This is a genomic window from Streptomyces sp. NPDC096323 (assembly GCF_040302845.1).
In the GTDB taxonomy this organism is placed as follows: Bacteria; Actinomycetota; Actinomycetes; order Streptomycetales; family Streptomycetaceae; genus Streptomyces.
Window position 1 is genome coordinate 383,960 of record NZ_JBEOSI010000010.1, and the last position, 25,307, is coordinate 409,266.

Annotated in this window: 24 protein-coding genes; 6 read left to right on the forward strand and 18 right to left on the reverse strand. The window is 72.2% G+C overall.

The genetic code is table 11. The features are described 5' to 3' along the window. Positions 1 to 3 precede the first annotated feature (3 nt). Both ABTX18_RS27930 and ABTX18_RS27935 read left to right on the forward strand, forming a co-directional pair. Positions 4 to 573: a GTP-binding protein gene (locus ABTX18_RS27930; RefSeq protein WP_352125517.1), complete on the forward strand. Its 570-nt coding sequence runs from the start codon at positions 4 to 6 to the stop codon at positions 571 to 573. 50 nt (positions 574 to 623) lie between these two features. Beyond that, positions 624 to 1,757 (forward strand): FAD-dependent monooxygenase, encoded by a 1,134-nt coding sequence (locus ABTX18_RS27935; RefSeq protein WP_352125518.1) that lies wholly within the window; start codon positions 624 to 626, stop codon positions 1,755 to 1,757. Positions 1,758 to 2,018: 261 nt separating this feature from the next. On the opposite strand, the gene ABTX18_RS27940 is transcribed toward ABTX18_RS27935, so the two are convergent. Both ABTX18_RS27940 and ABTX18_RS27945 read right to left on the reverse strand, forming a co-directional pair. Next, on the reverse strand, positions 2,019 to 2,420 hold the full coding sequence (locus ABTX18_RS27940; protein WP_352125519.1) for a RidA family protein: 402 nt from the start codon (positions 2,418 to 2,420) through the stop codon (positions 2,019 to 2,021). Continuing rightward, complete coding sequence (locus tag ABTX18_RS27945) at positions 2,417 to 3,544, reverse strand: acyl-CoA dehydrogenase family protein (protein ID WP_352125520.1); 1,128 nt, start codon at positions 3,542 to 3,544, stop codon at positions 2,417 to 2,419. The genes ABTX18_RS27940 and ABTX18_RS27945 overlap by 4 nt, the downstream gene beginning before the upstream one ends. A 119-nt stretch (positions 3,545 to 3,663) precedes the next feature. Between ABTX18_RS27945 and ABTX18_RS27950 the strand changes: the two genes are divergently transcribed. The 3 genes from ABTX18_RS27950 to ABTX18_RS27960 are packed head-to-tail and all read left to right on the forward strand — an operon-like array spanning position 3,664 to position 7,000. Continuing rightward, positions 3,664 to 5,301 carry an AMP-binding protein gene (locus ABTX18_RS27950; RefSeq protein WP_352125521.1) on the forward strand — a complete coding sequence of 546 codons (1,638 nt, stop codon included), beginning with the start codon at positions 3,664 to 3,666 and terminating at the stop codon, positions 5,299 to 5,301. 4 nt (positions 5,302 to 5,305) lie between these two features. Then, positions 5,306 to 6,121, forward strand: coding sequence for a PaaX family transcriptional regulator (locus ABTX18_RS27955; protein ID WP_352125522.1), 816 nt, complete (start codon positions 5,306 to 5,308; stop codon positions 6,119 to 6,121). A gap of 42 nt (positions 6,122 to 6,163) precedes the next feature. Next, a complete protein-coding gene (locus tag ABTX18_RS27960) occupies positions 6,164 to 7,000 on the forward strand; it encodes a GNAT family N-acetyltransferase (RefSeq protein WP_352125523.1) in 837 nt (278 codons plus the stop codon). A gap of 22 nt (positions 7,001 to 7,022) precedes the next feature. Here the strand turns inward: ABTX18_RS27960 and ABTX18_RS27965 are convergent, their stop codons facing one another. Continuing rightward, complete coding sequence (locus tag ABTX18_RS27965; RefSeq protein ID WP_352125524.1) at positions 7,023 to 9,344, reverse strand: bifunctional salicylyl-CoA 5-hydroxylase/oxidoreductase; 2,322 nt, start codon at positions 9,342 to 9,344, stop codon at positions 7,023 to 7,025. After that, positions 9,329 to 10,156: an enoyl-CoA hydratase family protein gene (locus ABTX18_RS27970; protein WP_352125525.1), complete on the reverse strand. Its 828-nt coding sequence runs from the start codon at positions 10,154 to 10,156 to the stop codon at positions 9,329 to 9,331. Before ABTX18_RS27970 ends, ABTX18_RS27965 begins: the two co-directional genes overlap by 16 nt. Positions 10,157 to 10,417: 261 nt before the next feature. Here ABTX18_RS27970 and ABTX18_RS27975 point away from each other — a divergent pair, with 261 nt between their 5' ends. After that, on the forward strand, positions 10,418 to 10,876 hold the full coding sequence (locus tag ABTX18_RS27975) for an ATP-binding protein (RefSeq protein ID WP_352125526.1): 459 nt from the start codon (positions 10,418 to 10,420) through the stop codon (positions 10,874 to 10,876). A 36-nt stretch (positions 10,877 to 10,912) separates the two neighbouring features. Here ABTX18_RS27975 and argF read toward each other — a convergent pair whose 3' ends face one another. The 14 genes from argF to ABTX18_RS28045 all read right to left on the reverse strand — a co-directional run bounded on the left by argF (position 10,913) and on the right by ABTX18_RS28045 (position 25,289). Continuing rightward, positions 10,913 to 11,917 carry an ornithine carbamoyltransferase gene (gene argF / locus ABTX18_RS27980; protein ID WP_352125527.1) on the reverse strand — a complete coding sequence of 335 codons (1,005 nt, stop codon included), beginning with the start codon at positions 11,915 to 11,917 and terminating at the stop codon, positions 10,913 to 10,915. Between the two features lie 110 nt (positions 11,918 to 12,027). Next, entirely contained in the window at positions 12,028 to 13,260 is a 1,233-nt protein-coding gene (locus ABTX18_RS27985) for an arginine deiminase (RefSeq protein WP_352125528.1), read from the reverse strand. A gap of 101 nt (positions 13,261 to 13,361) precedes the next feature. After that, entirely contained in the window at positions 13,362 to 15,974 is a 2,613-nt protein-coding gene (locus ABTX18_RS27990; RefSeq protein WP_352125529.1) for a polynucleotide kinase-phosphatase, read from the reverse strand. Then, complete coding sequence (locus tag ABTX18_RS27995) at positions 15,971 to 17,491, reverse strand: 3' terminal RNA ribose 2'-O-methyltransferase Hen1 (protein WP_352125530.1); 1,521 nt, start codon at positions 17,489 to 17,491, stop codon at positions 15,971 to 15,973. Before ABTX18_RS27995 ends, ABTX18_RS27990 begins: the two co-directional genes overlap by 4 nt. Positions 17,492 to 17,534: 43 nt before the next feature. Further along, positions 17,535 to 18,515: a homocysteine S-methyltransferase gene (gene mmuM / locus ABTX18_RS28000; protein ID WP_352125531.1), complete on the reverse strand. Its 981-nt coding sequence runs from the start codon at positions 18,513 to 18,515 to the stop codon at positions 17,535 to 17,537. Positions 18,516 to 18,574: 59 nt separating this feature from the next. After that, on the reverse strand, positions 18,575 to 19,498 hold the full coding sequence (locus tag ABTX18_RS28005) for an LLM class F420-dependent oxidoreductase (protein WP_352125532.1): 924 nt from the start codon (positions 19,496 to 19,498) through the stop codon (positions 18,575 to 18,577). A gap of 89 nt (positions 19,499 to 19,587) precedes the next feature. Next, positions 19,588 to 20,124 carry a DUF6099 family protein gene (locus tag ABTX18_RS28010; protein ID WP_352125533.1) on the reverse strand — a complete coding sequence of 179 codons (537 nt, stop codon included), beginning with the start codon at positions 20,122 to 20,124 and terminating at the stop codon, positions 19,588 to 19,590. A 125-nt stretch (positions 20,125 to 20,249) separates the two neighbouring features. After that, a complete protein-coding gene (locus ABTX18_RS28015) occupies positions 20,250 to 20,609 on the reverse strand; it encodes a nucleotide pyrophosphohydrolase (RefSeq protein ID WP_352125534.1) in 360 nt (119 codons plus the stop codon). Positions 20,610 to 20,723: 114 nt separating this feature from the next. Further along, positions 20,724 to 21,122, reverse strand: coding sequence for a cell division protein SepF (locus ABTX18_RS28020; RefSeq protein WP_352125535.1), 399 nt, complete (start codon positions 21,120 to 21,122; stop codon positions 20,724 to 20,726). A gap of 104 nt (positions 21,123 to 21,226) precedes the next feature. After that, positions 21,227 to 22,495, reverse strand: a complete 1,269-nt coding sequence (locus tag ABTX18_RS28025; RefSeq protein WP_352125536.1) for a cytochrome P450 family protein — start codon at positions 22,493 to 22,495, stop codon at positions 21,227 to 21,229. Continuing rightward, on the reverse strand, positions 22,492 to 23,178 hold the full coding sequence (locus ABTX18_RS28030; protein ID WP_352125537.1) for a GTP-binding protein: 687 nt from the start codon (positions 23,176 to 23,178) through the stop codon (positions 22,492 to 22,494). Before ABTX18_RS28030 ends, ABTX18_RS28025 begins: the two co-directional genes overlap by 4 nt. Next, a complete protein-coding gene (locus tag ABTX18_RS28035) occupies positions 23,156 to 23,509 on the reverse strand; it encodes a DUF742 domain-containing protein (RefSeq protein WP_352125538.1) in 354 nt (117 codons plus the stop codon). Before ABTX18_RS28035 ends, ABTX18_RS28030 begins: the two co-directional genes overlap by 23 nt. Next, entirely contained in the window at positions 23,506 to 23,931 is a 426-nt protein-coding gene (locus ABTX18_RS28040) for a roadblock/LC7 domain-containing protein (protein ID WP_352125539.1), read from the reverse strand. Before ABTX18_RS28040 ends, ABTX18_RS28035 begins: the two co-directional genes overlap by 4 nt. Further along, the gene (locus tag ABTX18_RS28045) at positions 23,928 to 25,289 is read right to left on the reverse strand and encodes an ATP-binding protein (RefSeq protein ID WP_352125540.1); all 1,362 of its coding nucleotides are present in this window, start codon (positions 25,287 to 25,289) and stop codon (positions 23,928 to 23,930) included. The genes ABTX18_RS28040 and ABTX18_RS28045 overlap by 4 nt, the downstream gene beginning before the upstream one ends. Between the last annotated feature and the right edge of the window lie 18 nt (positions 25,290 to 25,307).

The window sequence follows — 25,307 nt, forward strand, 5'->3', positions numbered from 1 at the left end:
AAGATGACCATCAGTCAGGCGGCCCCCGCCGCCGTGAAGATACTCGTCGCCGGCGGTTTCGGCGTCGGCAAGACCACCCTCGTGGGCGCGGTCAGCGAGGTCGCACCCCTGCGCACCGAGGAGTTCCTGACCAAGGCCAGCATCGGCGTCGACGACCTGGCCGGTGTCGGTCAGAAGGACACGACGACCGTGGCCCTGGACTTCGGCCGGATCACGGTCAGCCAGGAGCTCGTCGTCTACCTGTTCGGCACCCCGGGCCAGGAGCGCTTCTGGTTCATGTGGAACGACCTGGTCAACGGGGCGCTCGGCGGCGTCGTGATCGCCGACACCCGGCGGCTGGAGACCAGCTTCGCGTCGATCGACTTCTTCGAGAGCCGGGACATCCCGTTCGTCGTGGCGATCAACTGTTTCCACGGCCACAACAGCCGCACCCCGGACGAGATCAGAGCCGCTCTCGACCTCGACCCGCATGTCCCCCTGCTGGTCGGCGACGTACGCGAGCGGCCGTTCGGCCGTGACGTGCTGCTGGCCCTGGTGGACCACCTGATGAGCCTGCCCGTAGCGGCCGGCTGATCGCCCCTCCCCCGCTACTTCGCACCACTTCCGCACAGGAGAGAACCGATATGGCAGCACCTCTGCGCGTCCTGATCCACGGCGGCGGCATCGGCGGGCTGACGCTCGCCACCGCCCTGGCCCGGCGCGGCCACACCGTCGAGGTCGCCGAACTCCGCGACGAGCTGGAGGCCCTGGGCGTCGGCATCATCCAGCCGTCCAACGCCCTGCACGTGATGCGGGAGATCGGCGTCCTCGACGACTGCATCAAGGCGGGCTTCGAGTGGGAGGTCCTGACCATCGCGGACCCGGCCGGCAACGTCCTGGCCGAGATCCCGCAGCCCCGCATGGGCGACGCCCCGTCCAACAACGGCATCCCGCGCGCCGCGCTCTCCCAGATCCTCGGCGCCGCGGCCACGGCGGCCGGGGCGACGATCCGCTTCGGCGCGACCATCACGGAACTCGCCGACGACGGCGAGGGCGTGGACGTCACCCTGTCCGACGGTTCAGCCGCGCGCTGGGACCTGGTCGTCGGCTTCGACGGCATCGGCTCGCCGCTGCGCACCCGGCTGTACGGCGACCGCTACGTCCCCGAGTACACCGGCTTCGCCAACTGGCGGGTCACCGTGCCCCGTCAGGAGCACGTGCGCGGCGTCGTGATGGGCACCGCCGGGCAGGCCGCCAAGGCGCTGCTCACGCCGATCACGGACGAGCTGATGTACCTGGGCGCGGTGTTCGCCGAGCCCGAGGACTTCCGGCCCGACCCTCAGAAGGCACACGAGCAGCTCAAGGAGCGGCTGCCGATGTTCTCCGGCCCGGTCGCCGAGGCGCTGGCCGCGGTCACCGGACCGGATGCGGTGGTGTACTCGCGGATCTCCCAGGTGACCGTCGAGGAGCCGTGGCACGTCGGCCGGGTGGTCCTGGCCGGTGACGCCGCGCACGCGAGCACCCCGCACATCGCGCAGGGTGCGGCGATGGCCGTGGAGGACGCGCTGGTGCTGGCCGAGTCGCTGGACGCCGAGGCGGCCGTCCCGGCCGCGCTCGACGCCTGGGAGGCGCGCCGCCGCCCCCGCGCCATGTGGGTGCAGGCCATGTCGCGTGCCGTGCTGAAGCAGGAGACGGGCGGGGAGACGACGCCCGAGGAGGACGAGCTGCTGAAGGTCGGTATCCCGGGCGCCGCGCACGTGCTGGTGCAGCCGTACTGAGGCGCTGACCGCTCCGAGCGACCCACGCCCCGTGCGGCCCGGGTTCACGGGCCGCACGGGGGGTTAGCCCTGGGTTACCCGGGTCGTGGCGGGACCGCCACGGGCCGCACGGGGCGTTCGCCGTGTCAGGGCAGGACCGCCACGGGCCGCACGGGGCGTTCGCCGTGTCGTGGCGGGACCGGCGTTCGCGGTGTCAGGGCAGGACCGCCACGGGCCGCACGGGGCGTTCGCCGTGTCGTGGCGGGACCGGCGTTCGCGGTGTCAGGGCAGGACCGCCACGCCGTCGATCTCGACGAGCGCCTGTTCGTCCCAGAGCCGCGCCGCGCCGATGACGGCCATCGCCGGGTAGTCGCGGCCCGCCAGCCGGCGCCAGATCCGGCCCAGTTCGGGCGCGTTGGCCCGGTAGTCGGCGACATCGGTGGCATAGACCGTGACCCGGGCCAGATCGGCCGGGGAGCCGCCCGCCGCGCGCAGGGCGGTGAGGAGGTTACCGAGGGCGGTGGCGAACTGCTCGGGCAGGGTGCTCCCGGTGATGTCGCCCCGGTGGTCCAGCGCGGTCTGCCCGGCGAGGAAGACCAGATGGCTCCCGACGGCGGTGACCGCGTGCGAGAAGCCCGTGGGCGGGGAGAGTTCGGCGGGGTTGACCCGGTGGAGGGGACTCATGCGGACGGCTCCCGGTTCGCGTACAGATCCTTGGCGATGATGGTGCGCTGGACCTCGCTGGCCCCCTCGTAGATGCGGGGCGCGCGGACCTCGCGGTAGAGGTGTTCGAGCAGATGGCCGCGGCGCAGGGCGCGGGCGCCGTGCAGCTGGACGGCGGTATCAACGACGAACTGCGCGGTCTCGGTGGCGTACAGCTTCGCCATCGCGGCCCGGCGTGGGACGCCGGGCTCCCCCGCGTCGTACGCCGCGGCCGCCGCGTACACCAGCAGCCGGGCGGCCTCCGTGCGGGTGGCCATCTCCGCGACCTGGTGGGAGACGGCCTGCAGGTCGCCCAGGGGTCCGCCGAACGCGGTGCGGGTGGCGGTGTGCTCCACGGTGGCGTCGAGCGCGGCGCGGGCCATGCCGAGGGCGAAGGCGCCGACGCTGGGCCGGAAGAGGTTGAGGGTGTTCATGGCGACCCGGAAGCCGCGGTCCGGTTCGCCGAGCACGTCGTCGGGGGTGACCGGGACGCCGTCGAAGCGGAGGGCGCCGATCGGGTGCGGGGAGAGCATGTCCAGCGGGGTGCCGGTCAGCCCGGGCCGGTCGGCCGGCACCAGGAACGCGGTGACGCCGCGCGCTCCGGCGCCCTCGGTCGTCCGGGCGAAGACGGTGTAGAAGTCCGCCTCCGGGGCGTTGGAGATCCAGCACTTCTCGCCGGTCAGCCGCCAGCCGTCGGGCACGGGCCGGGCCTCGAGTGCCAGGGCTGCGGCGTCGGAGCCGGCCCCCGGCTCGCTGAGCGCGAAGGCGGCGACGGCACGGCCCGCGCGGACCTCGGGGAGCCAGCGCCCCCGGAGGGCGGGGGTGCCCGCCTGCACGACGGGGTACGTCCCCAGGCCCTGGAGCGCCAGGGCGGTCTCGGCCTCCGTGCAGGCGCGGGCGAGCGATTCGCGCAGCAGGCACAGGTCGAACGCGCCGGAGCCGAGCAGTCGCTCGAGCAGGCCGAGCTCTCCGAGCGCGGCGATCAGGGGGCGGTTGACGTGCCCGGGCTCGCCCTTCTCCGCGAGCGGGCGGAGCCGCTCGCCGGCCAGGGTGCGCAGCTCCTCGCACCAGGCGGTCTGTGCCGGATCGAGCGAGAATGCCGTCATACCGGCGCCTCTCTGGTCGAAGTCCCGGTGCCGTCCCTCAGGACGCTGATTTTATCGCGGACTGTTGACTGCCGTCACCCAAACGATACGCTCCAAGGGCGACAAGGGGGCGATCCTTGATGGACCCGAGTACCTCAGCGCACATCGACAGCTTCGCCAGGGAACATCTGCCACCCGCCGGCCAGTGGCCGGAACTGGTCTTCGACCTGCCGGAGCTGCACTATCCGGACCGGCTCAACTGCGCCGCCGAGCTCCTGGACCGCACAACCGAGCGCTTCGGCCCCGAACGGCCCGCGTTCCGTACGCCCGACGGCGGGATGATGAGCTACGGGGAGCTGCGGGACCTCGTCGACCGGATCGCCCATGTCCTCACCTCGGACCTGGGGGTCGTGCCCGGCAACCGGGTGCTGCTGCGCGGCCCCACCACGCCCCGTCTCGCCGCCTGCTGGCTGGCGGTGCTGAAGGCCGGGGCGATCGCCGTCACCGTTCTGGCCCAGCAGCGGGCGGCCGAACTCGCCACGATCTGCTCGATCGCCCGGATCAGCCATGCGCTGTGCGATGTGCGGTCCGTCGACGACCTGGTGAAGGCGGAGGTGCCGGGGCTGCGGATCACGGCGTACGGCGGGGACGCACCCGACGACCTGCTGCGGCTGGCCGAGGGCCGGCCGGGCCCGTACCGGGCCGTGGACACCGCGGCGGACGACGTGGCGCTGATCGCGTTCACCTCGGGGACCACCGGCCGGCCGAAGGGCTGCATGCACCTGCACCGCGATGTGCTCGCCATCGCGGACACCTTCTCGCGGCACGTCCTGCGGCCGGTGCCCGACGACGTCTTCGCCGGCAGTCCGCCGCTCGGCTTCACCTTCGGGCTCGGCGGTCTGGTCGTCTTCCCGCTGCGGGCCGGTGCGTCGGCGCTGCTGCTGGAACAGGCGGGCCCGAAGCAACTGCTGCCCGCCCTGGCCGCGCACCGGGTCTCGGTGCTGTTCACCGCCCCGACCGCCTACCGGGTGATGCTCGACCAGCTCGACGGGCACGACCTCTCCGCGCTGCGCCGCTGCGTATCGGCGGGGGAGAACCTTCCCGTGGCGACCTGGCACTCCTGGTACGAGCGCACCGGTCTGCGGATCATCAACGGCATCGGCGCCACCGAGCTGCTCCACATCTTCGTCTCCGCCGCCGACGAGGCGATACGCCCCGGCACCACCGGCGTCCCCGTTCCCGGCTGGCAGGCCCGGGTGGTGGACCTCGACGGTGAGCCCGTGCCGGACGGCGAGCCGGGACTCCTCGCGGTGCGCGGGCCGGTCGGCTGCCGCTACCTCGCGGACGAGCGGCAGCGGGACTACGTACAGCACGGCTGGAACCTCACCGGCGACACTTATGTGCGCGACGCCGACGGCTACTTCCGCTACGTCGCCCGCGCAGACGACATGATCATCTCCTCCGGCTACAACATCGCGGGACCCGAGGTCGAGGACGCCCTGCTGCGCCACCCCGAGGTGGCGGAGGCGGCGGTGGTGGGCCGTGCGGACGAGCTGCGCGGCCGGATCGTGGCGGCGTACGTGGTGCGCCGGGAGGGCTCCGCCCTGACGGCCGACGCGCTGCGCACCTTCATGCGCTCCGAACTGGCCCCGCACAAATGCCCCCGCCTCATCACCTTCCTGCCCGCACTCCCCCGTACCGCGACCGGCAAGCTGCAGCGGTTCCGGCTCCGCGAGGACGAAGGCGGTGCGGAATCCGGCGACACGCACCGAGAATGATCAGATGATCGAACCGCACACCCCCCGCTCGCTGATCGTCACCCTCTACGGTGCGTACGGCCGCACCCCGGACGACGCCCCGATGCCGGTGGCGGAACTCGTCCGGCTGCTCGGCGCCGTCGGCGTCGAGGCCCCCGCCGTGCGGTCCTCGGTCTCCCGGCTGAAGCGGCGCGGACTCCTCGTCGCGGCCCGGACACCGGGCGGGGCGGCCGGGTACGCGCTCTCGGGCGACGCCCGTCAGCTGCTGGACGACGGGGACCGGCGGATCTACCGGCATCCGGACCCGCGCATCGAGGACGGCTGGGTGCTCGCCGTGTTCTCCGTACCGGAGGCCGAACGCCACAAGCGGCATCTGCTGCGCTCACGGCTCTCCGGGCTCGGCTTCGGTACGGCCGCCCCCGGGGTGTGGATCGCGCCGGCCGCGCTGCACGAGGAGACCCGGCACACCCTCGAACGCCTCGGGCTCGCCCCGTACGTCGAGCTGTTCCGCGGCGATCATCTGGGTTTCGCGGCCACCGGCGATTCGGTGGCGCGCTGGTGGGACCTGGACGCCCTGGCCCGGCTGCACGACGGCTTCCTGGAGCGGCACGAACCGGTGCTGCGGTCCTGGGAGGCCCGCCCGGACGAGCCGCCGGCCCCGGAGACGGCGTACCGGGACTACCTGCTGGCGCTGGACTCCTGGCGGCAGGTGCCGTACGCGGACCCGGGGCTGCCGAAGGAGCTGCTGCCCCCGACGTGGCCGGGCGGCAGGTCGGCGGAGGTGTTCGGGCTGCTGCACGAGCGGCTGCGGGACGCCGGGGCGGCGTTCGTGCGCGGATAACCGCGTGCCCCGCGGCAGTCGCGCGCGGCACAATGCGGACGCATGACCTGGACCTTCACTGATGACGTCGATGTCTTCCTCGACGCGGCGGGACCCTGGCTCACCAGCCGTCCGACGGAGAACACCGTCGTGCTGACCGTCACCGCGGCCCTGCGCCGCCACGGCCCGCACTCCTTCGGCGACCACGATCCGGTGCTGGGCTGGTGGCGTGGTGCCGACGGCGAGGTGGCGGGGACCCTGATCCACACGCCGCCTCATCCCGCGTCGTTGAACGGGCTCGCCCCGGAGGCGGTGGCTCCGTTGATGGCCGCTCGCCGGCTCACGCGTGTCAACGCGGACCGTGCCACGGCCGGGGCGGTGGCGGCCCACTGGCCGGGGCACCGTGTCATCGAGGAGAACCGGCTCTACCGGCTGGGCGAGCTGGTTCCGCCGTCGCCCGCTCCCGGTGGCCGGGCGAGGGCCGCGACTGCTGCGGACCGGGACATGCTGCTGCGCTGGTACGCCGCGTTCGCCGTCGACATCGGCAGCCCGGCCGGGCGCGTCGAACGTCATGCGCGGGCGGTCGACGAGCGGACGGCGGAGGGCCGGCTGACGCTCTGGGAGCACGACGGCGTCCCCGTGTCGATGGCGGGCATCTCACTGCGGATCGCGGGAACCGCGCGCGTCGCCCCCGTCTACACCCCGCCAGAGCACCGCGGCCGCGGCTACGCGGCAGCGGTGACCGCAGAGGTCAGCCGGGCAGCCCGGAGCGCGGGGGCGGACGAGGTGGTGCTGTTCGCCGATCTCGCCAACCCGACGAGCAACGGCGTGTACACGCGCATCGGCTACCGCCCGGTCTCGGACCGGCTGGTGGTCAGCGCGGAGGGCGCGGGCGAGTGAGCGGCGCGCCCGTGGCTGCCACTCAGCCCAGGGTGAGCCGCGGCTTCGGTGCGTCCGTGCGTCCCGTCGGCGGGGTCCGGCTGCCCGCGCGGTACGGGAGCGGCCAGGGCGCACCCGGTCCCGTGTAGCCCTGGTCCGCCGCCGCGTGGAGCGTCCAGTGCGGGTCGTACAGGTGCGGGCGGGCCAGGGCGCAGAGGTCGGCGCGGCCCGCGAGCAGCAGGGAGTTGACATCGTCCCAGGACGAGATCGCGCCGACGGCGATGACGGGAACGCACAGGGTGTTGCGGATCCGGTCGGCGTACGGGGTCTGGTAGGAGCGCCCGTACTCCGGCCGCTCGAAGGGGACGACCTGGCCGGTGGAGACGTCGATGGCGTCGGCTCCGTGCGCGACGAAGGCGCGGGCGATCTCGATGGCGTCCTCGCCCGTCGTGCCGCCCTCGGCCCAGTCCGTGGCGGAGATCCGGACGGTCATCGGCCGGTCGTCGGGCCACCGTTCGCGGGCGGCGTCGAAGACCTCCAGCGGGAAGCGGAGCCGGCCCGCCAGGCTGCCGCCGTACGCGTCGGTGCGGTGGTTGGTGAGCGGGGAGAGGAAGCCGGAGAGCAGATAGCCGTGCGCGCAGTGCAGTTCCAGGAGGTCGAATCCGCAGGCGTCGGCGCGTGCGGCGGCGGACGCGAACTGCTCGCGGACGGTATCCAGACCGGCGCGGTCCAGGGCGTGCGGGATCTGGTTGACGCCTGGTGCGTACGGAAGCGGGGAGGCGGCGGTGAGCGGCCAGTTGCCGTCGTCGAGCGGCTGGTCGATGCCCTCCCACATCAGCTTGGTGGAGCCCTTGCGGCCGGAGTGACCGAGCTGGACGCCGATCGCGGTGCCCGGTGACCCTGAGTGCACGAAGTCGGTGATCCTGGTCCAGGCGGCCTGCTGCTCGTCGGTGTAGAGGCCGGTGCAGCCGGGGGTGATGCGGCCCTCGGCGCTCACGCACACCATCTCCGTCATGACCAGCCCGGCGCCGCCGAGCGCCCGCGCGCCCAGGTGGACGAGATGGAAGTCGCCCGGCAGGCCGTCGGTGGCCGAGTACATGTCCATGGGCGAGACGATGACGCGGTTGCGCAGCTCCAGGCTCCTCAGCCGCAGCGGGGTGAACATGGGCGGCGTCCCGGGTGCGCAGCCGAACTCCTCCTCGACGGCGGCGGTGAACGAGGCGTCGCGCAGCCGCAGGTTGTCGTGGGTGACGCGGCGGCTGCGGGTGAGGAGGTTGAAGGCGAACTGGCGGGGCGGCTGGTCGACGTACGTCCCCAGGTCCTCGAACCAGCGCAGGCTCGCCGCGGCGGCGCGCTGGGTCGATTCGACGACGGGCCGGCGCTCGCTCTCGTACGCGGCGAGGGCGGCGGGCAGCGTGGGTTGTTCCTCGATGCAGGCGGCGAGGGCGAGGGCGTCCTCGACCGCGAGTTTGGTGCCGGAGCCGATGGAGAAGTGCGCGGTGTGGGCGGCATCGCCGATGAGGACGGTGTTCCCATGTGACCAGCGCTCGTTGACGACGGTACGGAAGGTGAGCCAGGAGGAGTTGTTGGAGCGCAGCGGCCGGTGGCCGAGGGCGTCGGCGAAGATCTTGGCGCAGTGCCGGGTCGACTGGGCGGCGTCGCAGGTGTCGAATCCGGCCGCGCGCCAGACCTCTTCGCGCATTTCCACGATGACGGTCGAGGCGTCGGCGGAGAAGGGGTAGGCGTGCAGTTGCATCACGCCGTACGCGGTCTCCGCGGTCTCGAAGCGGAAGGCGTCCAGGGCGAAGTCGGCGGCGAGCCAGATGTACCGGCAGCGGTGCGTGGTGACGCGGGGCCCGAAGCTCTCCGCGTAGGCGTCGCGGGTCCGGCTGTGCACGCCGTCAGCCGCGATCACCAGGTCGTGGGTGGCGGCCAGTTCGGCGGCGGGCGGCGCCTGTGTGCGGAAGCGGAGGCGCACCCCCAGGCCGGTGCAGCGCTCGTGCAGGATCTCCAGGAGCCGGCGGCGGCCGAGCGCGGCGAAGCCGTGGCCGCCGGAGGTCTGGGTATGGCCCCGGTGGACGATGTCGACGTCGTCCCAGCGGACGAACTCGCGCTGGAGCGCGGCGTGGACGGCGGGGTCGGCGTGCTCGATGCCGCCCAGGGTCTCGTCGGAGAGGACGACCCCGAAGCCGAAGGTGTCCTCGGGTGCGTTCCGTTCCCAGAGGGTGATCTCGCGCTCCGGGCCCAGCCGCTTCAGCAGGGCTGCGGCGTAGAGCCCACCCGGTCCGCCGCCGATGACGGCGATGCGGCGGAGCGGGTCCGCCCCGCTGTCGGGGAACGTGCGCGGGATCACCGGCCCTGCCATTTCGGCGGCCGTTTCTCGGTGAAGGCGGCGTGGAATTCGGCGTAGTCCTCGCCGTGCATCAGCAGGGCCTGCGTGGCGGCGTCCATCTCCACGGAGGCGGCCAGCGGCATGTCGAGCTCGGCGGTGAGCAGTGCCTTGGTCTGGGCGAGGGCGAGCGCGGGACCGTCCGCGAGGCGCCGGGCGAGGGCGGTGGCCCGCTCGTCGGCCAGGCCCTCGTCGGCCAGTTCGCTGATCAGCCCGATCCGTTCGGCCTCGGGGGCGCGGACGGGGTCGCCCAGCATCAGGAGCCGGGTGGCGTGGCCGAGACCGACGACCCGGGGCAGCAGATAGGCCGCGCCCATGTCGCCGCCGGAGAGCCCGACGCGGGTGAAGAGGAAGGCGAACCTGGCGGAGGGGTCGGCGACCCGGAAGTCGGCGGCCAGGGCGAGCACGGCGCCCGCTCCGGCGGCGACCCCGTGGACGGCCGCGACGACGGGGAACGGGCACTCGCGCAGCGCCCGTACGACCTGTCCGGTCATCCGGTTGAAGTCCAGCAGCTGGGCGGTGTCCATCGCGAGTGTGGCGCCGATGATCTCGTCCACATCGCCGCCCGAACAGAATCCGCGCCCCTCACCGGCCAGCACCAGGGCCCGCACGGAGCGCTCCCGGGACAGTTCGGCCAGGAGGTCGCGCAGGTCCGCGTAGGCGCCGAAGGTCAGCGCGTTCAGCTTGTCGGGCCGGGCGAGGGTCACGGTGGCGACGCCGTCCTGCATGGTGACCCGCAGATGGCGCCAGTGCTCCGTGCGGGACGCGGAGCTGGGAAACGGACTCATCGAGGGTGGTCCCCTTCGGCCGTCGGGCTGCTGCCTGACCCCGAATTTATCACTCGCCCGTGACTCCCGTCACGAGTACGCGATAAGGGCGAGGTAAGGCCGTAGTGACGAACGTCCCCTTCGTACCGGTCGGCAGGCCCTTGCCCGGGTCGTGCGGATTCGTATGGTTGAAGGAAGAAGTTTTGAGCTCCGATAATTTTTCAGCGAGTCCAGAATTCCCAGCAAAACCAGGACTCTCCCCGCTCTCCGAACGGAAGCCCCGTGCCGTCCGATGCCCCCGCACCCGCCGTCTGGCGCATCGCGCTGCCGCATTCGGCAGCCGCTGTGCCGATCGCCCGGGCGCTGATCCGTACGGTGCTGGCGGACCTCGACGCCGACAGCGACACCGCCGAACTGCTGACCGCGGAACTGGTCGCCAACGCCGTGGAGCACACCCCCGGCGACCATCCCGTCGAGCTGGTGGTGGAGCTCCTGCCGACCGGTTGCCAGGTGGAGGTGCATGACGGCGACCCGGCCCCGCCGGGCGATCTGTCCCGCCCGGAGCCGGACTCCATGCCCGATCCATGGCAGGAGCACGGCCGGGGCCTGCTGCTGATCCGTACCCTCAGTTCGTCCTGCGGTCACCGCACGACGGAGCGCGGCAAAGCGGTGTGGTTCACCCTGCCGGCGACCGGTCAGCCGGCGGCCGTGGCGGCCGGTCACCAGCGGCTGCGGCCGTAACCGGGCGTACACCGCCGCACATCAGAAGCGGCCCTTTCAGGGCGCGGCCAGGGTCGCCACCAGCACGGCCTTGATCGTGTGCATCCGGTTCTCCGCCTCGTCGAAGACGACGGAGTGCTTGGACTCGAAGACCTCGTCGCTGACCTCAAGCTCCGTCAGGCCGTGCCGGGCGTGGATCTCGCGCCCGACCTTGGTCCCGAGGTCGTGGAAGGCGGGGAGGCAGTGCAGGAACTTCACGCCGTCGTTTCCGGTGGCCCGCAGGACGTCCATGGTGACGGCGTACGGCGCGAGGGCGGCGATGCGCTCGTCCCAGACCTCCTTGGGCTCACCCATCGAGACCCAGACGTCCGTGGCGACGAAGTCGGCGCCGCGCACGCCGTCGGCGATGTCCTCGGTGAGCGTGACCGTGGCCCCGCTGACGGCGGCGAGCTCGCGGGCCCGGTCGACGACCGGTTCGGCGGGCCAGTAGGCCTTCGGCGCGACGATCCGTACGTCCATGCCCAGCAGGGCGCCGGTGACGAGGTAGGAGTTGCCCATGTTGAACCGGGCGTCGCCGAGGTAGGCGAAGGCGATGCGCTCCAGCGGCTTCTCGCTGTGCTCGGTCATCGTGAGGACGTCGGCGAGCATCTGGGTGGGGTGCCAGTCGTCGGTCAGCCCGTTGAACACGGGCACACCGCCATGGGCGGCCAGCTCCTCGACGGCTTCCTGGCTGTCGCCCCGGTACTCGATCCCGTCGAACATCCGGCCGAGGACCCGGGCGGTGTCCTTCACGGACTCCTTGTGCCCCATCTGGGAGCCGGAGGGGTCGAGGTACGTGGTGGAGGCACCCTGATCGGCGGCGGCCACCTCGAACGCGCAGCGGGTGCGGGTCGAGGTCTTCTCGAAGATCAGCGCGATGTTCTTGCCGCGGAGCCGCTGGACCTCGGCCCCCGCCTTCTTCGCGGCCTTGAGCTCGGCGGCCAGGGCGATCAGGCCGCGGAACTCCTCGGCCGTGAAGTCCAGCTCCTTGAGGAAGTGGCGGCCTGCGAGGTCTATGGCCATGGTGACTGCTCCTGGGTCGGACGGGGACGCACACGATAACCCTGGAAGTCTATACGACACAATGCATCGCTATACAGTGCATCCGCGAGGGCTACTCCGGCCCCACCCGGCTACACCGGGTCCCGGACCACCGGGCAGCTCATGCAGCGGGGGCCGCCGCGGCCCCGGCCCAGTTCGCTGCCGCGGATCTCGATGACCTCGATGCCCTCCTTGCGCAGATGGGTGTTGGTGGTCGCGTTGCGCTCGTAGGCGACGACGACGCCCGGCTCGACGGCCAGGACGTTGCAGCCGTCGTCCCACTGCTCCCGCGCCGCCGCGTGCACGTCCTGGGTGGCGGTCAGGACGCGGATCGCGTCCAGTCCCAGCGCCTCGGCGATGGCGCGGTGCATGTGCTCGGGCGGATGGTCGGTGACCTTGAGATCGCGCGGCCCGTCGCCGGGTTCGATGGTGTACGAGCGGAGCATCCCCAGGCCCGCGTACTTGGTGAAGGTGTCCCCGTCGACCATCGTCATCACCGTGTCGAGGTGCATGAACGCACGGCTCTTGGGCATGTCCAGTGCCACGATCGTCCGTGCCGAGCCGGCGTCGAAGAGGCCGCGGGCCAGCATCTCCACCGCCTGCGGGGTGGTGCGTTCGCTCATCCCGATGAGCACGGCTCCCCGGCCGATGACGAGGACGTCGCCGCCCTCGATGGTGGAGGGGTAGTCGTCCTGCCCCTCCGACCAGTGGTGGAAGGCCCCGGCCTCCGGCCCCGTGAAGAGCGGGTGGTGGCGGTAGATCGCCTCGAAGTGAACGGTCTCGCGCTGCCGGGCAGGCCACCGCATGGCGTTGATGGAGACGCCGTCGTAGATCCAGGCCGAGGTGTCGCGGGTGAAGAGGTGGTTGGGCAGCGGTCCGAGCAGGAAGTCGTCCAGGTCCATGACGTGGAAGCGCACGGACGTCGGCTCGTGGAACCGCTCCAGGAACTCCCGTTTGGTCATCCCGCCGACCAGCGCCTCGCAGAGGTCGGCCGTGGACAGTTCCTCGAAGGCGGCCCGCAGGTGCTCGGTGGCCAGCGGCCCGTACTCCTTCTCCTCGAAGACCCGGTCGAGCACGAGCCGGCGGGCCACGGGAATCTCCAGCGACTCCCGGAGGAGGTCTCCGAAGAGGTGCACCTCCACCCCGCGGTCGCGCAGCACGTCCGCGAATCCGTCGTGCTCCTGGCGGGCCCGGCGCACCCAGAGCACGTCGTCGAAGAGCAGTGCGTCCTTGTTGCCCGGGGTGAGCCGTTTCAGCTCCAGATCGGGGCGGTGCAGGATGACGCGGCGCAGCCGCCCGGCCTCGGAGTCGACATGGAATCCCATGCCCTCATCCTCACCGCGCGGGACACCGTTCACCCGGCGAATCGCCAGCCGGTTCTGCTGCCGGGCCGCAACCGCGTCCGGTTCCGGCCCGGCAGCATGCGTTACAGCCGAGGGTCCACCGGCTCCGACTCCAGCGCGAGGACCGCGAACACCGCCTCGTGGACCCGCCACAGCGGCTCCCCTTCGGCCAGCCGGTCCAGCGCTTCGAGGCCCAGGGCGTACTCGCGCAGGGCGAGCGACCGCTTGTGGCCGAGGAAACGCCCCCGCAGCCGGTCCAGGTTCTCCGGGCGGGTGTACTCGGGGCCGTAGATGATCCGCAGGTACTCCCGGCCACGCACCTTGATCCCGGGCTGCACGAGACGGTCCTTGCCGTCCCTGACGAGAGCGCCGAGGGGCTTGACGACCATGCCCTCGCCGCCGCGGCCGGTCATCTCCAGCCACCAGTCGACGCCGGAGCGGACCGAGGCCTCGTCGGCGGTGTCGACGACGAGCCGCCGGGTGACCTGGAGCAGACCGGTGGGGTCGTGCTCCACCAGCCGGTCCAGCCAGGCCAGTTGCTCGTCATGGGGTACGGAGGCGAGCGAGCGGCCCTGTACGGCGAGGATCTGGAAGGGCGCGAGGCGCACCCCGTCCAGCCCTTCCGTGCTCCAGCAGTATCGGCGGTAGGCCTCGGTGAACGCGGCCGCGTCCTCGGCCCGCCCCCGCTGCCGGTCGGCGAGCGCGCCGACGTCGATCCCGCGTGCCGCGGCCGCCGCGAGCGCACCGGTGGCCGTGGGGAAGACGGCGCCCGACGCCGCGCCGACCGCCGCGTACTGCGAGCGGAGCAGCCCGGCGGCCTTCAGGGACCAGGGCATCAGCTCGGCGTCGAGCAGCATCCAGTCGGTGTCCCACTCCTCCCACAGCCCGGCGGCGGTGACGGCCGCACGCAGCCGGCCCAGCACGGCCTCGGTGAGCGCGGGGTCGTCCAGGAACGGCCGTCCGGTGCGGGTGTGCAGCGCGCCGGTCGGGCCGTCCTTGCCGAAGTCGCCGGTCCCGAAGCGCTCCCGTGCCGCGTCCGCGTCCCGGCAGACGAGGGCCACGGCCCGGGAGCCCATGTGCTTCTCCTCGCACACGACCTGGGCCACACCGTCCGTCCGGTACTGCGCGAACGCCTCGGCCGGGTGCTCCAGATAGCCCTCCTCGTGCGAGGTGGCCGTCGGCGCCATGGTCGGCGGGAGGTAGGCGAGCAGGCGGGGGTCGACGGCGAACCGGCTCATGACCTCCAGCGCGGCCGCCGCGTTCTCCTCGCGCACCGCTATCCGGCCCATGTGCCGGGTCTCCACGACGCGGCGGCCCTGCACATCGGCGAGGTCCAGCGGCCGTCCCTCGCGGCCGCCCGGCGCCTCGGTGACCAGCGGCTTCACCGGCTCGTACCAGACCTGCTCGGCCGGTACGTCGACGAGCTCGCGCTCCGGCCAGCGCAGCGCGGTCATCTTCCCGCCGAACACGGCCCCGGTGTCCAGGCAGATGGTGTTGTTGATCCAGGAGGTGGTGGGGACGGGGGTGTGGCCGTAGACCACGGTGGCACGGCCGCGGTAGTCCTCCGCCCACGGGTAGCGCACCGGCAGGCCGAACTCGTCGGTCTCGCCGGTCGTGTCGCCGTACAGTGCGTGCGAGCGGACCCGTCCGGAGGTGCGTCCGTGGTACTTCTCGGGCAGACCGGCGTGGCAGACGACCAGCTTTCCGTCGTCCAGCACGTAGTGGCTGACGAGCCCGTCGATGAACTGCCGCACCCGCTCGCGGAATTGCGGGTCCTTGGCGTCCTCCCGCTCCAGCTGCTCGATCGTCTCGGCGAGTCCGTGGGTCTGCTGTACCTTGCGGCCCTTGAGGTAACGGCCGAGTTTGTTCTCGTGGTTGCCGGGAACGCAGAGCGCGTTGCCGTCCGAGACCATGGACATGACGCGGCGCAGCACGCCGGGGCTGTCGGGCCCGCGGTCGACGAGGTCGCCGACGAACACCGCCGTACGCCCCTCGGGGTGCGAGCCCTCCACATAGCCGAGCTTGCCGAGCAGGGTCTCCAGCTCGGAGCTGCAGCCGTGGATGTCGCCGATGATGTCGAAGGGGCCGGTGAGGTGGCGGAGGTCGTTGTAGCGGCGCTCCAGGACCACTTCGGCGCGCTCGGCCTCCTCCTCGGTGCGCAGGATGTGGACCTTGCGGAATCCCTCGCGCTCCAGACCGCGCAGCGAGCGGCGCAGCTCGCGGCGGTGGCGCTGGATGACGTGACGGGGCATGCCGGCACGGTCCGGGCGTTCCGCGTTGCGGGCGAGGCAGACCTCTTCGGGCAGGTCGAGCACGACGGCGATGGGCAGCACGTCGTGCTCCCGGGCCAGCTGCACCAGCTGGCGGCGGCTCTCCGGCTGGACGCTGGTGGCGTCGACGACGGTCAGCCGTCCGGCGGCCAGGCGCTTGCCCGCGATGTAGTGCAGGACGTCGAAGGCGTCCCGGCTCGCGCTCTGGTCGTTCTCGTCGTCGGCGACCAGACCGCGGCAGAAGTCGGAGGAGATGATCTCGGTCGGCTTGAAGTGCTTGCGGGCGAAGGTGGACTTGCCCGAGCCGCTCGCCCCGATGAGGACGACGAGGGAGAGGTCGGTCACCGGCAGGACACGCCCGCCGCGGTCGCTGGTGCTGGTGCTGTCGCTGTCACTCGAACCGGTGCTGGAGCTGGTGCTGGTCATGCGGCTTTCGCCTCCTTCTCGGTCCTGTCGGTCTCGCTGGTCCGGTCGTTCTCGGTGGGCTTCTCCGTCACGTCGGCCGCGGTCATGGTGAACACGGCCATTTGGGTGGGCGGGCCCACCTCCGGGTCATCGGGGCCCACCGGGACGAACTCCACCCCGTACCCGTGTCTGCGGGCCACTGCGCCCGCCCAGTCCCCAAATTCCGCCCGGGTCCATTCGAAGCGATGGTCGCCGTGCCGGACGTGCCCGGCCGGGAGGGTCTCCCAGCGGACGTTGTACTCGACGTTCGGCGTGGTCACGAGCACGGTACGGGGGCGGGCCACGCCGAACACCGCGTACTCCAGGGCCGGCAGCCGTGGCAGGTCGAGGTGCTCGACGACCTCGCTCAGCACCGCCGCGTCGTACCCCTTGAGCTGCTTGTCCGTGTAGGTGAGCGAGCCCTGCCGGAGCGTCACCCGCGCGGCCTGGCGCTCCCCCATCCGGTCCAGCTTCAGCCGGCGCGAGGCGATCGTCAGCGCGCGCATCGAGACGTCCACCCCGACGATCTCGGTGAAGCGCACGTCCTTCAGCAGCGCCTGCACCAACTGGCCCTGGCCGCAGCCCAGGTCGAGCACCCGGCTCGCCCCGGCAGCGGTCAGCGCCGCCAGGATCGCGGTCCTGCGCTGTTCGGCGAGCGGCACCGGCCGCTCCTCGGTGTCGGCCGTCTCGTCCACCGCGTTGTCGATGCTCTCGACGTCGAGGTCGTCGGACTCGGCGAGCCTCACCAGCTCCAGCCTCTGCATCGCCTGCCGGGTCAGCCCCCAGCGCCGCGACAGATACCGGCTGGTGATCAGCTTCTGCTCGGGGTGGTCGGCCAGCCAGCCCTCACCGGCCCGCAGCAGCTTGTCCACCTCGTCCGGAGCCACCCAGTAGTGCTTGGCGTCATCGAGCACCGGCAGCAGGACGTACAGCTGACGCAACGCGTCCGCGAGCCTCAACTCGCCCTCCAGCACGAGCCGTACGTACCGCGAGTCCCCCCACTCGGGGAACTGCTCGTCCAGTGGTACGGCCACCGCGTCCACCCGCGACCAGCCGAGCGGACCGAACAACTTGCGCACCAGCTCGGCACCACCACGGGCCGGCAGGGCGGGCACCTCGATCCGCAGCGGCATCGGCGCCGCCACTCGCTCGGGCATCGACTTGCAGGTGCCGCTCAGCGCGGACTTGAAGACGGTGCTCATCGCGACGGAGAGCAGCGAGGACGCCGCGTAGGGGCGGTCGTTGACGTACTGCGCGAGCGCCGCGTCTGGCGCGCCGCCGCGGCCCTTGCCCTTGCCGCGCCGCACCAGAGCCACGGGATCCACCTCCAGCAGCAGCGCTGCCGTGCACTGCTCCGCGGACGCCTCGGGATAGAAGACATGCGCGGTGCCGTGCGAGGTGGAGAACGTCTGCGCCTTCTCGGGGTGCTTGTGCAGCAGGAAACCGAGATCGGTGGCGGGACGCTCCGGGGTGCCGGTCGTACTGATCGTCAGGAACACACGTCCGAGTATGATCAGCTTCCCTCGCCCTCACCAGGCATTTTCACCGCCCCGTGAGCTGCGTTGCCGTCCCACCCTCGCCGAGCAGTACGGCCAGTTCCGTGATGGTGGCCGGACCGACGCGGCAGCAGCCGCCGACCAGCCGTGCGCCGGCGTCCTGCCAGGCCCCGACCCGGCCGGGGTCGAACGTCGCTCCCCCGGCCCATCTCCTCCCCTCCGCGTCCCAGCGTTCACCGCTGTTCGGGTAGACGACGACGGGTTTCCCGGCCGTCTCCGCCGCCGCCCGGACGGCCCCCTCCGCGTCGGCCGGTTCGCAGCAGTTCACCCCTGCCGCCACCACCAACTGCTCTTCCTCGGCGAGGGCGAACGCGTCTTCCAGCCGTTGCCCGGCCCGGGTCCGGTCCCCGGCCACGGTGTACGAGAGCCAGACCGGCAGCCCGCACTCCCCCGCCACCCGCAACAGCGCCTGCGCCTCGTCCACGTCCGGCACGGTCTCCAGCGCCAGCACATCGGGGCCGGCGGCGGCCAGGGCCTCGATCCGGGGGCGGTGGAAGCGCTCCAGTTCCCGGACCGTGAGCCCGTAGCGGCCGCGGTACTCCGCCCCGTCCGCCGTCACCGCCCCGTACGGTCCGACGGAGGCCGCGACCCAGACGTCCCGGTCCACCGCCCCGGCCGCCCGGCGGGCCAGCTCCACGCTGCGGGCGAAGAGCGCGGCCGCCTCCGCCCGCCCGATTCCACGCTGCCTGAATCCTTCGAAACTCGCCTGATAGCTGGCGGTGATGAGCACCTGCGCGCCCGCCCGCACATACGCCGTGTGCGCGGCCTCGATCTGCTCCGGTCCGTCGGCGAGCAGCCGGGCGGACCACAGCGCGTCGGACAGGTCGCAGCCCTGCGCCTCCAACTGGTTGGAGAGCCCGCCGTCGAGCAGGACCGTCCCCTCCGAGAGCGCGGCGCCGAGGGATCGGGACGGCGTCCCGGCGGACCGGGCGAAGTCCTGGGACCGGTGCGCGGGACCGGGCGGCACAGGAGGCTCCTTTCTCAGGCGGTGGGCTGGGGCTAAGGGGTGTGTGGGTGTCCCCGTTCTCAGGTGAGCTGGGACTGGACCTGCGACGAGATCAGCTCGAGGTGTTCCAGGTCGTCGAGGTCCAGCACCTGGAGGTAGATGCGCGACGCCCCGATCGCGCCGAACCTCCCGATCTTGTCGACGACCTCGGCGGGCGAGCCGGCCAGTCCGTTGGCCTTCAACTCCACGACGTCACGCCCGATGACGGCGGCACGGCGCGCCACCTCCGCGTCGTCCTTGCCGACGCACACGACCAGGGCGTTGGAGTACACCAGGTCGTCGGGCTTCCGGCCCGCCTCGGCGGCCGCCGCCCTGACCCGGCCGAACTGCTTCTCGCTGTCGTCCAGCGAGGCGAACGGGATGTTGAACTCGTCCGCGTACTGAGCGGCCAGCCGCGGCGTCCGCTTCGCCCCGTGACCCCCGATCAGCACCGGCACCTTGGCCTGCGCGGGCTTGGGCAGCGCGGGCGAGTCGGTGAGCTGGTAGTAGGTGCCGTCGAAATTGAACGTCTTGCCGGCCTCGGTGGCCCACAGACCGGTGACGATCGCCAGCTGCTCCTCCAGCCGCCCGAACTTCTCCTTGGGGAACGGGATGCCGTACGCCTTGTGCTCCTGCTCGAACCAGCCGGCGCCCAGGCCCAGTTCGACGCGGCCGCCGGACATCTGGTCGACCTGCGCCACCTGGATGGCGAGCACACCGGGAAGCCGGAACGTCCCCGCCGTCATCAGTGTGCCGAGGCGGATCCGCTTCGTCTCGCGCGCCAGCCCGGCCAGTGTGATCCATGCGTCCGTCGGGCCCGGAAGGCCGTCGCCCTGCCCCATGCGCAGATAGTGGTCGGACCGGTAGAAGGCGTCGAAGCCGAGGTCCTCGGCCGCCTTCGCGACGGTGAGCAGGGTGTCGTAGCTCGCCCCTTGCTGGGGCTCGGTGAAGATTCGAAGATCCATGCATCCATCCTGCACCTCCGGACTCGTGGACTCCTCTTCGGCCGTCCTCCCCGCGCCGCCGCGCCCCCGGCGTCCCGGATGCCGGACGCTCAGCCGGTGTCGGCGACCGGGCCCACCGGTCCGTGCAGGACCCCGTGCGGGCCGTCCCGCTCCCGGCCGCGCTCCAGATCCTCCCGGCGCTCCCGGTCCCGCTCATCGAGGAGCCGGAGCATGCCGTGCACCCGGTCCAACGACTCGTCGGCAGCGTCGATCGCCTCCATGCACTGCCAGTACAGGCCCTGCTCGTCCGTGTCGCTCGCCACCCCGACCAGGGCTATCCCCACCTCCCCGAGCAGCGCTCCGAGGCCGGTCAACGCCGCGCGCGGATCGGCGACCTCGGAGAGCTGCACGGCCCGTGCCACCCCCGCCCGGGCCGCCGGGTGGTCCAGCGCCCCGTTGCTCCGTCCGCCGATCTCGCTGAGCCCGCTCGCCTCGCCCCGTAACTCCTTGGGGCCGCTCGCCGCCAGCCGGCTTCCGACCGCCTGCGCCAGCGCCTGGGCCTGCCAGGCCTCGGCGATGATGTCCGGCGTGCCCCGGCTGTGCGCCAGCGCGCTCCGGATGACTGCTACCAGCCGCACCGCTTCCATCCCATGCCCCCGTTCGACACGAAAACCCGCTCACCTCTTCCATTACCCACAGTGAGGGTGGCGGTACCGAAAGGCCAGAGGATTTCCGAAATCTGTGGACACGCAGTCGAATGTGAACAAGTCGATCACTCCGAAGAGTGACGGAGTGGGGGATCCGTTGGCCCCGGCACCGGGAAGCGTCCTTCGTTCCGCTCGATTTTCGCCGCCAGCGCCGCCAGCGCGTCGATCCCTAGCACCTCGCAGAACTGAAGCAGGTAGGCGAGAACGTCCGCGACCTCGTCCGCGACCCTGGGTGCCTTTGCGGGGTCCTCCATCACGCTCGCCGACTGTTCAGGCGTCAGCCACTGGAAGATCTCCATGAGTTCGGCGGCCTCGACGCTCAGCGCCGACGCGAGGTTCTTCGGGGTGTGGTACTGCCCCCAGTCGCGTGCGGCCGCGAATGCGGCGAGGCGTTGCTGGAGCGCGCGTACGTCGAGTTCCGTCACGGCCCCAGGTCTACCACCGCCGCTCATGCGGGCAGACGGCGTACCGGGGCCGCACCCGGTCACGACGTACGCACCGAACGCCCGGCGGCCCCGGCCGGCCCGCCTCGAAGGGCCCTACGCCCCCGGAACGCCCGCCGCCGTCACGCCCTCGACCTCCATGCCGACGGGGGACAACAGGAAGACGTTCCGGTCGACCCGGTGCATCCCGCTGCCCAGCCCGAAGACGACTCCGCTGGTGAAGTCCAGGATCCGCTTGGCCACATCGCTCTCCGCGCTGGTCAGGTCGAGGAGCACCGGAATTTGCGCGACCAGGTAGTCGGCGACCTCGCGTGCGTCCGCGAAGACCTGGACCCGCAGCACCACCATGCGCCGCTGCTCGGCGCGCTCCTGCTCGTCCGGAACCGTGCGGTGGTCCACTCGCGAAGGCCACTCGTTGCGGCTGCGCAGAGGTACGACCTGGGCCAGCCCCTCCCACTGCTCGTCCGTGACGTCGTACCTGTCGTACCTGCTCACCGGACCACCCCGTCTGTGCTTCGGTCGGCGTTGCGCCGGCTGCGCTCGCTGTTCATCGGGCAATTCTCTCGCCCCTCACCCGTTCGGCCTACCAGCGACACGGTTCAGGAACCGATCGGAACGTCCGGCTGCCCGGCGGGGACCCGGTCCGGGGCCGCGGACGCGGTGGTGTCGATGGGGGTGAAACGTACCGGAAGGTGCACCAGTCCGCGGTGGAACGGCCCCGGACGCCAGAGCAGTTCGCTCACCGGGACGGCCGGCTTCGCATCGCACAGCTGACTGGTCAGCTGCTCGATCGCCGTCATCGCGATGAGGAGCGCCGGCTGCTTCGCGGGGCACCGGTGGGGACCGGCCGACCAGGCCAGGTGGGCACTGCCCCCGGACCGCACCCCGGTCTCCGAACCCAGCGCCCCCGACTGGGTGTTGGCGGCGCCGAACGAGACCAGGACGAGCTGTCCGGCGCGCAGCCGGACCCCGTGGAACTCGGTGTCGTGACGCGGGTAGTGCGCCGCCAGATTGGCGACCGGCGGGTCCTGCCACAGGACCTCGTTGATCGCTTCGTGGGCGGTCATCGCTCCCCGGTGGAGGGAGCCCGCGTACCGCTCGTCGGTGAGCATGTGCAGGATGGCGTTGCCGATCAGATTGCTCGTCGGGTCGTGGCCCGCGCTCATCAGCAACGTGATCTGACGCACAGTCTCGTCGTTGTCGAGCTGCGCCGGGTGCGCGAGGAAGTACGAGGTGAGGTCGCGGCGCGGGCGGGCGCGCCGGTCGGCGACGAGACGGGTGACGACGTCGACGAGGTCGGCGTACGCGGCGGCGGCGCCCCCGGCCGGATTCATCATGCCGCCGATCCCGTCGACGATCCGTTCGCCGTCCGCGGGGTCGACGCCGAACCAGGTGACGAAGACGTGCAGCGGGAGCAGCCGGGCGTACTGGGCGACGAGGTCGCCGCTGCCGGTCGCGGCGAACGCCCCGATGAGCTGCTGGGCGACCCTGGCCACCTCGGCCCGCAGGAGGTGCGGTTCGATCAGGGCGAGGGTGTCGTTGATCGCGTCGCGGTAGCGGGCGTGTTCGGCGCCGTCGCTGAACAGCGCGGTGGGCCGGTGACCGAGCACCGGCAGGACCGGGGAGTCCGCGGGAATCGTCGCCTGCCAGGCACGGGGGTCCTTGCTGAAGGTGTGGGTGTCGCGCAGCACGTCGACGGCGGCCTGGTAGTCGGTGACGAGCATCGCCTCGACACCGGGGGCGATCCGGACCGGGGCGAGAGGGCCGTGTTCCCGCAGTGCGCGGTAGCGGCCCTGCGGGTCGGCCGCGAAGCCGGGGCCGTACAGCGCCATGGGCTGCGGCGGCTGCGGAAGCGAATGCGTGGTCATGACGGATCCTCGGGCTGCGGTTCCTGGGTCTGCGGGCCCAACGCCGGGTCCTCGGGCTTCGGGTCCTCGGGCTGTCCGTCCCCGGTCTGCGGCAGCCGGGTCAGCACGTGTTCGGCCAGGGCGATCAGTGCGTCGATGCTGCCGCGTCGCTCCCGTGCGTCGCACTGGATCAGCGGGGTGCCGGCGGCGAGGTCGAGGTGGGTGCGCAGGACCTCGTCGCTGTGGGCTGGGGCGTCGGGGAAGCGGTTGACCGCTACGGCGTACGGCAGTCCCTGCTCCTCGACCATGTCCATGACGGCGAAGGAGTCGGCGAGCCGGCGGGTGTCGACCAGGATGAGCGCGCCCAGCGCTCCGCGCGCGATGTCCTCCCACAGGGGCAGGAACCGGTCCTGGCCCGGCGTGCCGAACATGTACAGCACGAGGTCGTCCGGGACGGTGAGGCGCCCGAAGTCGATGGCGACCGTGGTCGTCGTCTTCTCGGGGAGTCCGGCGGTGTCGTCGAGCAGGGTGCTGGACTGGGTCATCGCCTCTTCGGTGTGGAGCGTGGGAATCTCCGAGAGGGTGCGGATCAGGGTCGTCTTGCCCACGCCGAAGGGACCCGTGACGACGAGTTTCATCAGGGTCCGGGCGGCATCCGGCAGATAGCCGACGTCCGTCCGGTCAGTGGAGGGAGCGGAGTCCAACGAGCAGCCTCTCGACGAGCGACCGGTCGATCTCCCCGGCACTGGGTATCGGCGGTCGCGTGAGCAGAAGTCCGGCGGCCGCGAGGTCCGTGGCCAGGAATACGGTGGCGCTGACCGGCAGGTCCAGATGGGCCGCGCACTCGACGACGGTGAGGGCGCCCGGCTCCAGCAGCTCGCACAGCCTTCGCTGCTCGGAGCCGGTGTCCTGCGGCAGGGCCTCCTCGGTGCGTACGAGCACGGCGAGCCGGTCGAGCGCGGGGCCGGTGGGCCGCGACCGGCCCCCGGTGACGAGGTAGGCGGGGATGAGGCGGCGCCCTGGGCCGGAGGTCATGGCCGGGCGGCGGTGTCCTGTTGGCGGGCGGGGGCGTGCATCGCTCGCGTCAGCGCGGTGACCTGCACCTGCATCTGGTAGGCGATGTCACCGAGTTTCGCGCCGGGTTCGGCGAACAGGGCGAGTGTGGTGTTCTTTCCGGCCGGTACGACGATGGCGAAGCCCAGGTCCGACTCGACGACGGTCTGGGCCAGTTGCGGGGCCTCGACGTTGGTGAAGGCGGTGGTGAAGGCGCGGGCCGCGGCGTGCAGGGTGGCCGTCATCGCGGCGACGCGTTCGCCGGAGGCACGGTCGAGGCCGGGCGAGGCGCCCTCGACGAGGCCGTCGCCGGTGGCGACCACCGCGTGCTGGACGCCGGGCAGTTCCAGCAGCGGGGTCAGCACCCACGCGAGGTCACCGGTGGTGGGGCGGGGGGCGCTCACTTCTCGTCGTCTCCTTGGTCGTCCTGGTCGCCCAGGTGGTCGTGGGCGTCGGCATCCGGTGCGGGGGCCCGCCCGGCGACGCTCCTGCCGATCAGGGTGCCCTGCTGGAGTGCCGCCCAGGAAGACTCGGCCTGCTCAGGTGTACGGGGCATCTGTTCGGCGGCGGGGGCGGCGGGGGCCGTGGCGGCCGCCGCGGGCCGCGGTGCGCGCCGGCGTCTGCTGGGCAGCCCGGAAGGCGCCTCGGCGGGCAGCGGGTCCGGCGGCCCGGATGGCGCGGGGGCGGCCGGCCGCTCGGGGGCGGGGGTGGCCGACACGGGTGCGGGGGCCAGGGCGGAGAGGCTGTGGTCGTCCTCCAGTACCGTCAGCAGATGGGCGGGGACGCGCAGGATCGTCCGCATGCCGCCGAACGGCGAGGACTCGATGTGGCAGTGGAAGCCGTACTGCACCACCAGCCGGCCGACCACCGCGAATCCGGTCTGCGGCGGGTCTCCCAGCTCGGTCAGCAGCACCTCGGAGGGCCCGGCCAGCAGCGCGCGGGCCCGGTCGAGCGCGTCGTCGTCCATGCCGATGCCCGCGTCGTCGACCACCAGGAACGCGCCGCGGCCGCCACTCTGCTGGACGGTGACCTGCACATCGGTGTCGGGGTGCGAGTAGGCGGTGGCGTTCGCGAGCAGTTCGGCGAGCGCGATGGCGAGCGGCTCGGCGGCGCGGGCGGCGAGCGCGAGGCGTTCGTCGCGCAGGTGGTTGGCCACCTTGATGCGCTCGTAGCCGGCGACCCGGGACTGTGCGCCGAGCACGATCTCGACGAGGGGTGAACTCTGCCGGGCCAGGCCGGGCCAGGCGTCGCAGAGCACGGCGGTGGACTGGGTGCGGCGCAGCGCGAGTTCGTTGCGGAAGTCCAGTTGCAGGATGCGCGGGTCGTCGTACTCGTGCTGGAGTTCGTGGAGCAGTTGTTGGGACTGGTTGAGCAGGGACTGGATCTTGGCGGAGGTGCCGCGCATCGCCGCGCGGGCTGCGGCGTCGACCCGTTGCCGTTCCTCCATGACCGCGGTCCTCGCCGCCTGCACCGCCTCGGTGAGCAGCCGGGCCGCTGCGCCGTCGACCTCGGCGGCCTCCCGCAGCCCGGGGACCTGGGCGCTGGGGTGGGAGAGGGCGAGGGCGGCGGCCGGGATCCGCTTGCGCGCGAGCTGCCGGATCTCGTCGATGAGGGCCGCGGTGCGGGCCTCGGCCGATTTCGCCTGGCGTTCGGCCAGCTCGGCGTGGGCGACGGCCAGCTGCTCCGACTGGGCGGCCCGGTAGGAGCGTGCCGTTGCTGCCACGGCGGCTATGACGGCGATCACCGCCACGATCCATGCCATGCCGTTACCGCGTTTCTG

What these genes read in the sequence shown, in the direction of transcription:
- ABTX18_RS27930 (WP_352125517.1), top strand. Translation starts at nt 4, where the DNA reads ATGACCATCAGTCAGGCGGCCCCCGCCGCCGTGAAGATACTCGTCGCC.
- ABTX18_RS27950 (WP_352125521.1), top strand. Translation starts at nt 3,664, where the DNA reads ATGGACCCGAGTACCTCAGCGCACATCGACAGCTTCGCCAGGGAACAT.
- ABTX18_RS27940 (WP_352125519.1), bottom strand. Translation starts at nt 2,420, where the DNA reads ATGAGTCCCCTCCACCGGGTCAACCCCGCCGAACTCTCCCCGCCCACG.
- ABTX18_RS27945 (WP_352125520.1), bottom strand. Translation starts at nt 3,544, where the DNA reads ATGACGGCATTCTCGCTCGATCCGGCACAGACCGCCTGGTGCGAGGAG.
- ABTX18_RS27955 (WP_352125522.1), top strand. Translation starts at nt 5,306, where the DNA reads ATGATCGAACCGCACACCCCCCGCTCGCTGATCGTCACCCTCTACGGT.
- ABTX18_RS28035 (WP_352125538.1), bottom strand. Translation starts at nt 23,509, where the DNA reads ATGACCTCCGGCCCAGGGCGCCGCCTCATCCCCGCCTACCTCGTCACC.
- ABTX18_RS27985 (WP_352125528.1), bottom strand. Translation starts at nt 13,260, where the DNA reads ATGGGATTCCATGTCGACTCCGAGGCCGGGCGGCTGCGCCGCGTCATC.
- argF (WP_352125527.1), bottom strand. Translation starts at nt 11,917, where the DNA reads ATGGCCATAGACCTCGCAGGCCGCCACTTCCTCAAGGAGCTGGACTTC.
- ABTX18_RS27965 (WP_352125524.1), bottom strand. Translation starts at nt 9,344, where the DNA reads ATGGCAGGGCCGGTGATCCCGCGCACGTTCCCCGACAGCGGGGCGGAC.
- ABTX18_RS27960 (WP_352125523.1), top strand. Translation starts at nt 6,164, where the DNA reads ATGACCTGGACCTTCACTGATGACGTCGATGTCTTCCTCGACGCGGCG.
- ABTX18_RS27970 (WP_352125525.1), bottom strand. Translation starts at nt 10,156, where the DNA reads ATGAGTCCGTTTCCCAGCTCCGCGTCCCGCACGGAGCACTGGCGCCAT.
- ABTX18_RS27990 (WP_352125529.1), bottom strand. Translation starts at nt 15,974, where the DNA reads ATGACCAGCACCAGCTCCAGCACCGGTTCGAGTGACAGCGACAGCACC.
- ABTX18_RS28005 (WP_352125532.1), bottom strand. Translation starts at nt 19,498, where the DNA reads ATGGATCTTCGAATCTTCACCGAGCCCCAGCAAGGGGCGAGCTACGAC.
- ABTX18_RS27935 (WP_352125518.1), top strand. Translation starts at nt 624, where the DNA reads ATGGCAGCACCTCTGCGCGTCCTGATCCACGGCGGCGGCATCGGCGGG.
- ABTX18_RS28025 (WP_352125536.1), bottom strand. Translation starts at nt 22,495, where the DNA reads ATGACCACGCATTCGCTTCCGCAGCCGCCGCAGCCCATGGCGCTGTAC.
- ABTX18_RS28010 (WP_352125533.1), bottom strand. Translation starts at nt 20,124, where the DNA reads ATGGAAGCGGTGCGGCTGGTAGCAGTCATCCGGAGCGCGCTGGCGCAC.
- ABTX18_RS28045 (WP_352125540.1), bottom strand. Translation starts at nt 25,289, where the DNA reads ATGGCATGGATCGTGGCGGTGATCGCCGTCATAGCCGCCGTGGCAGCA.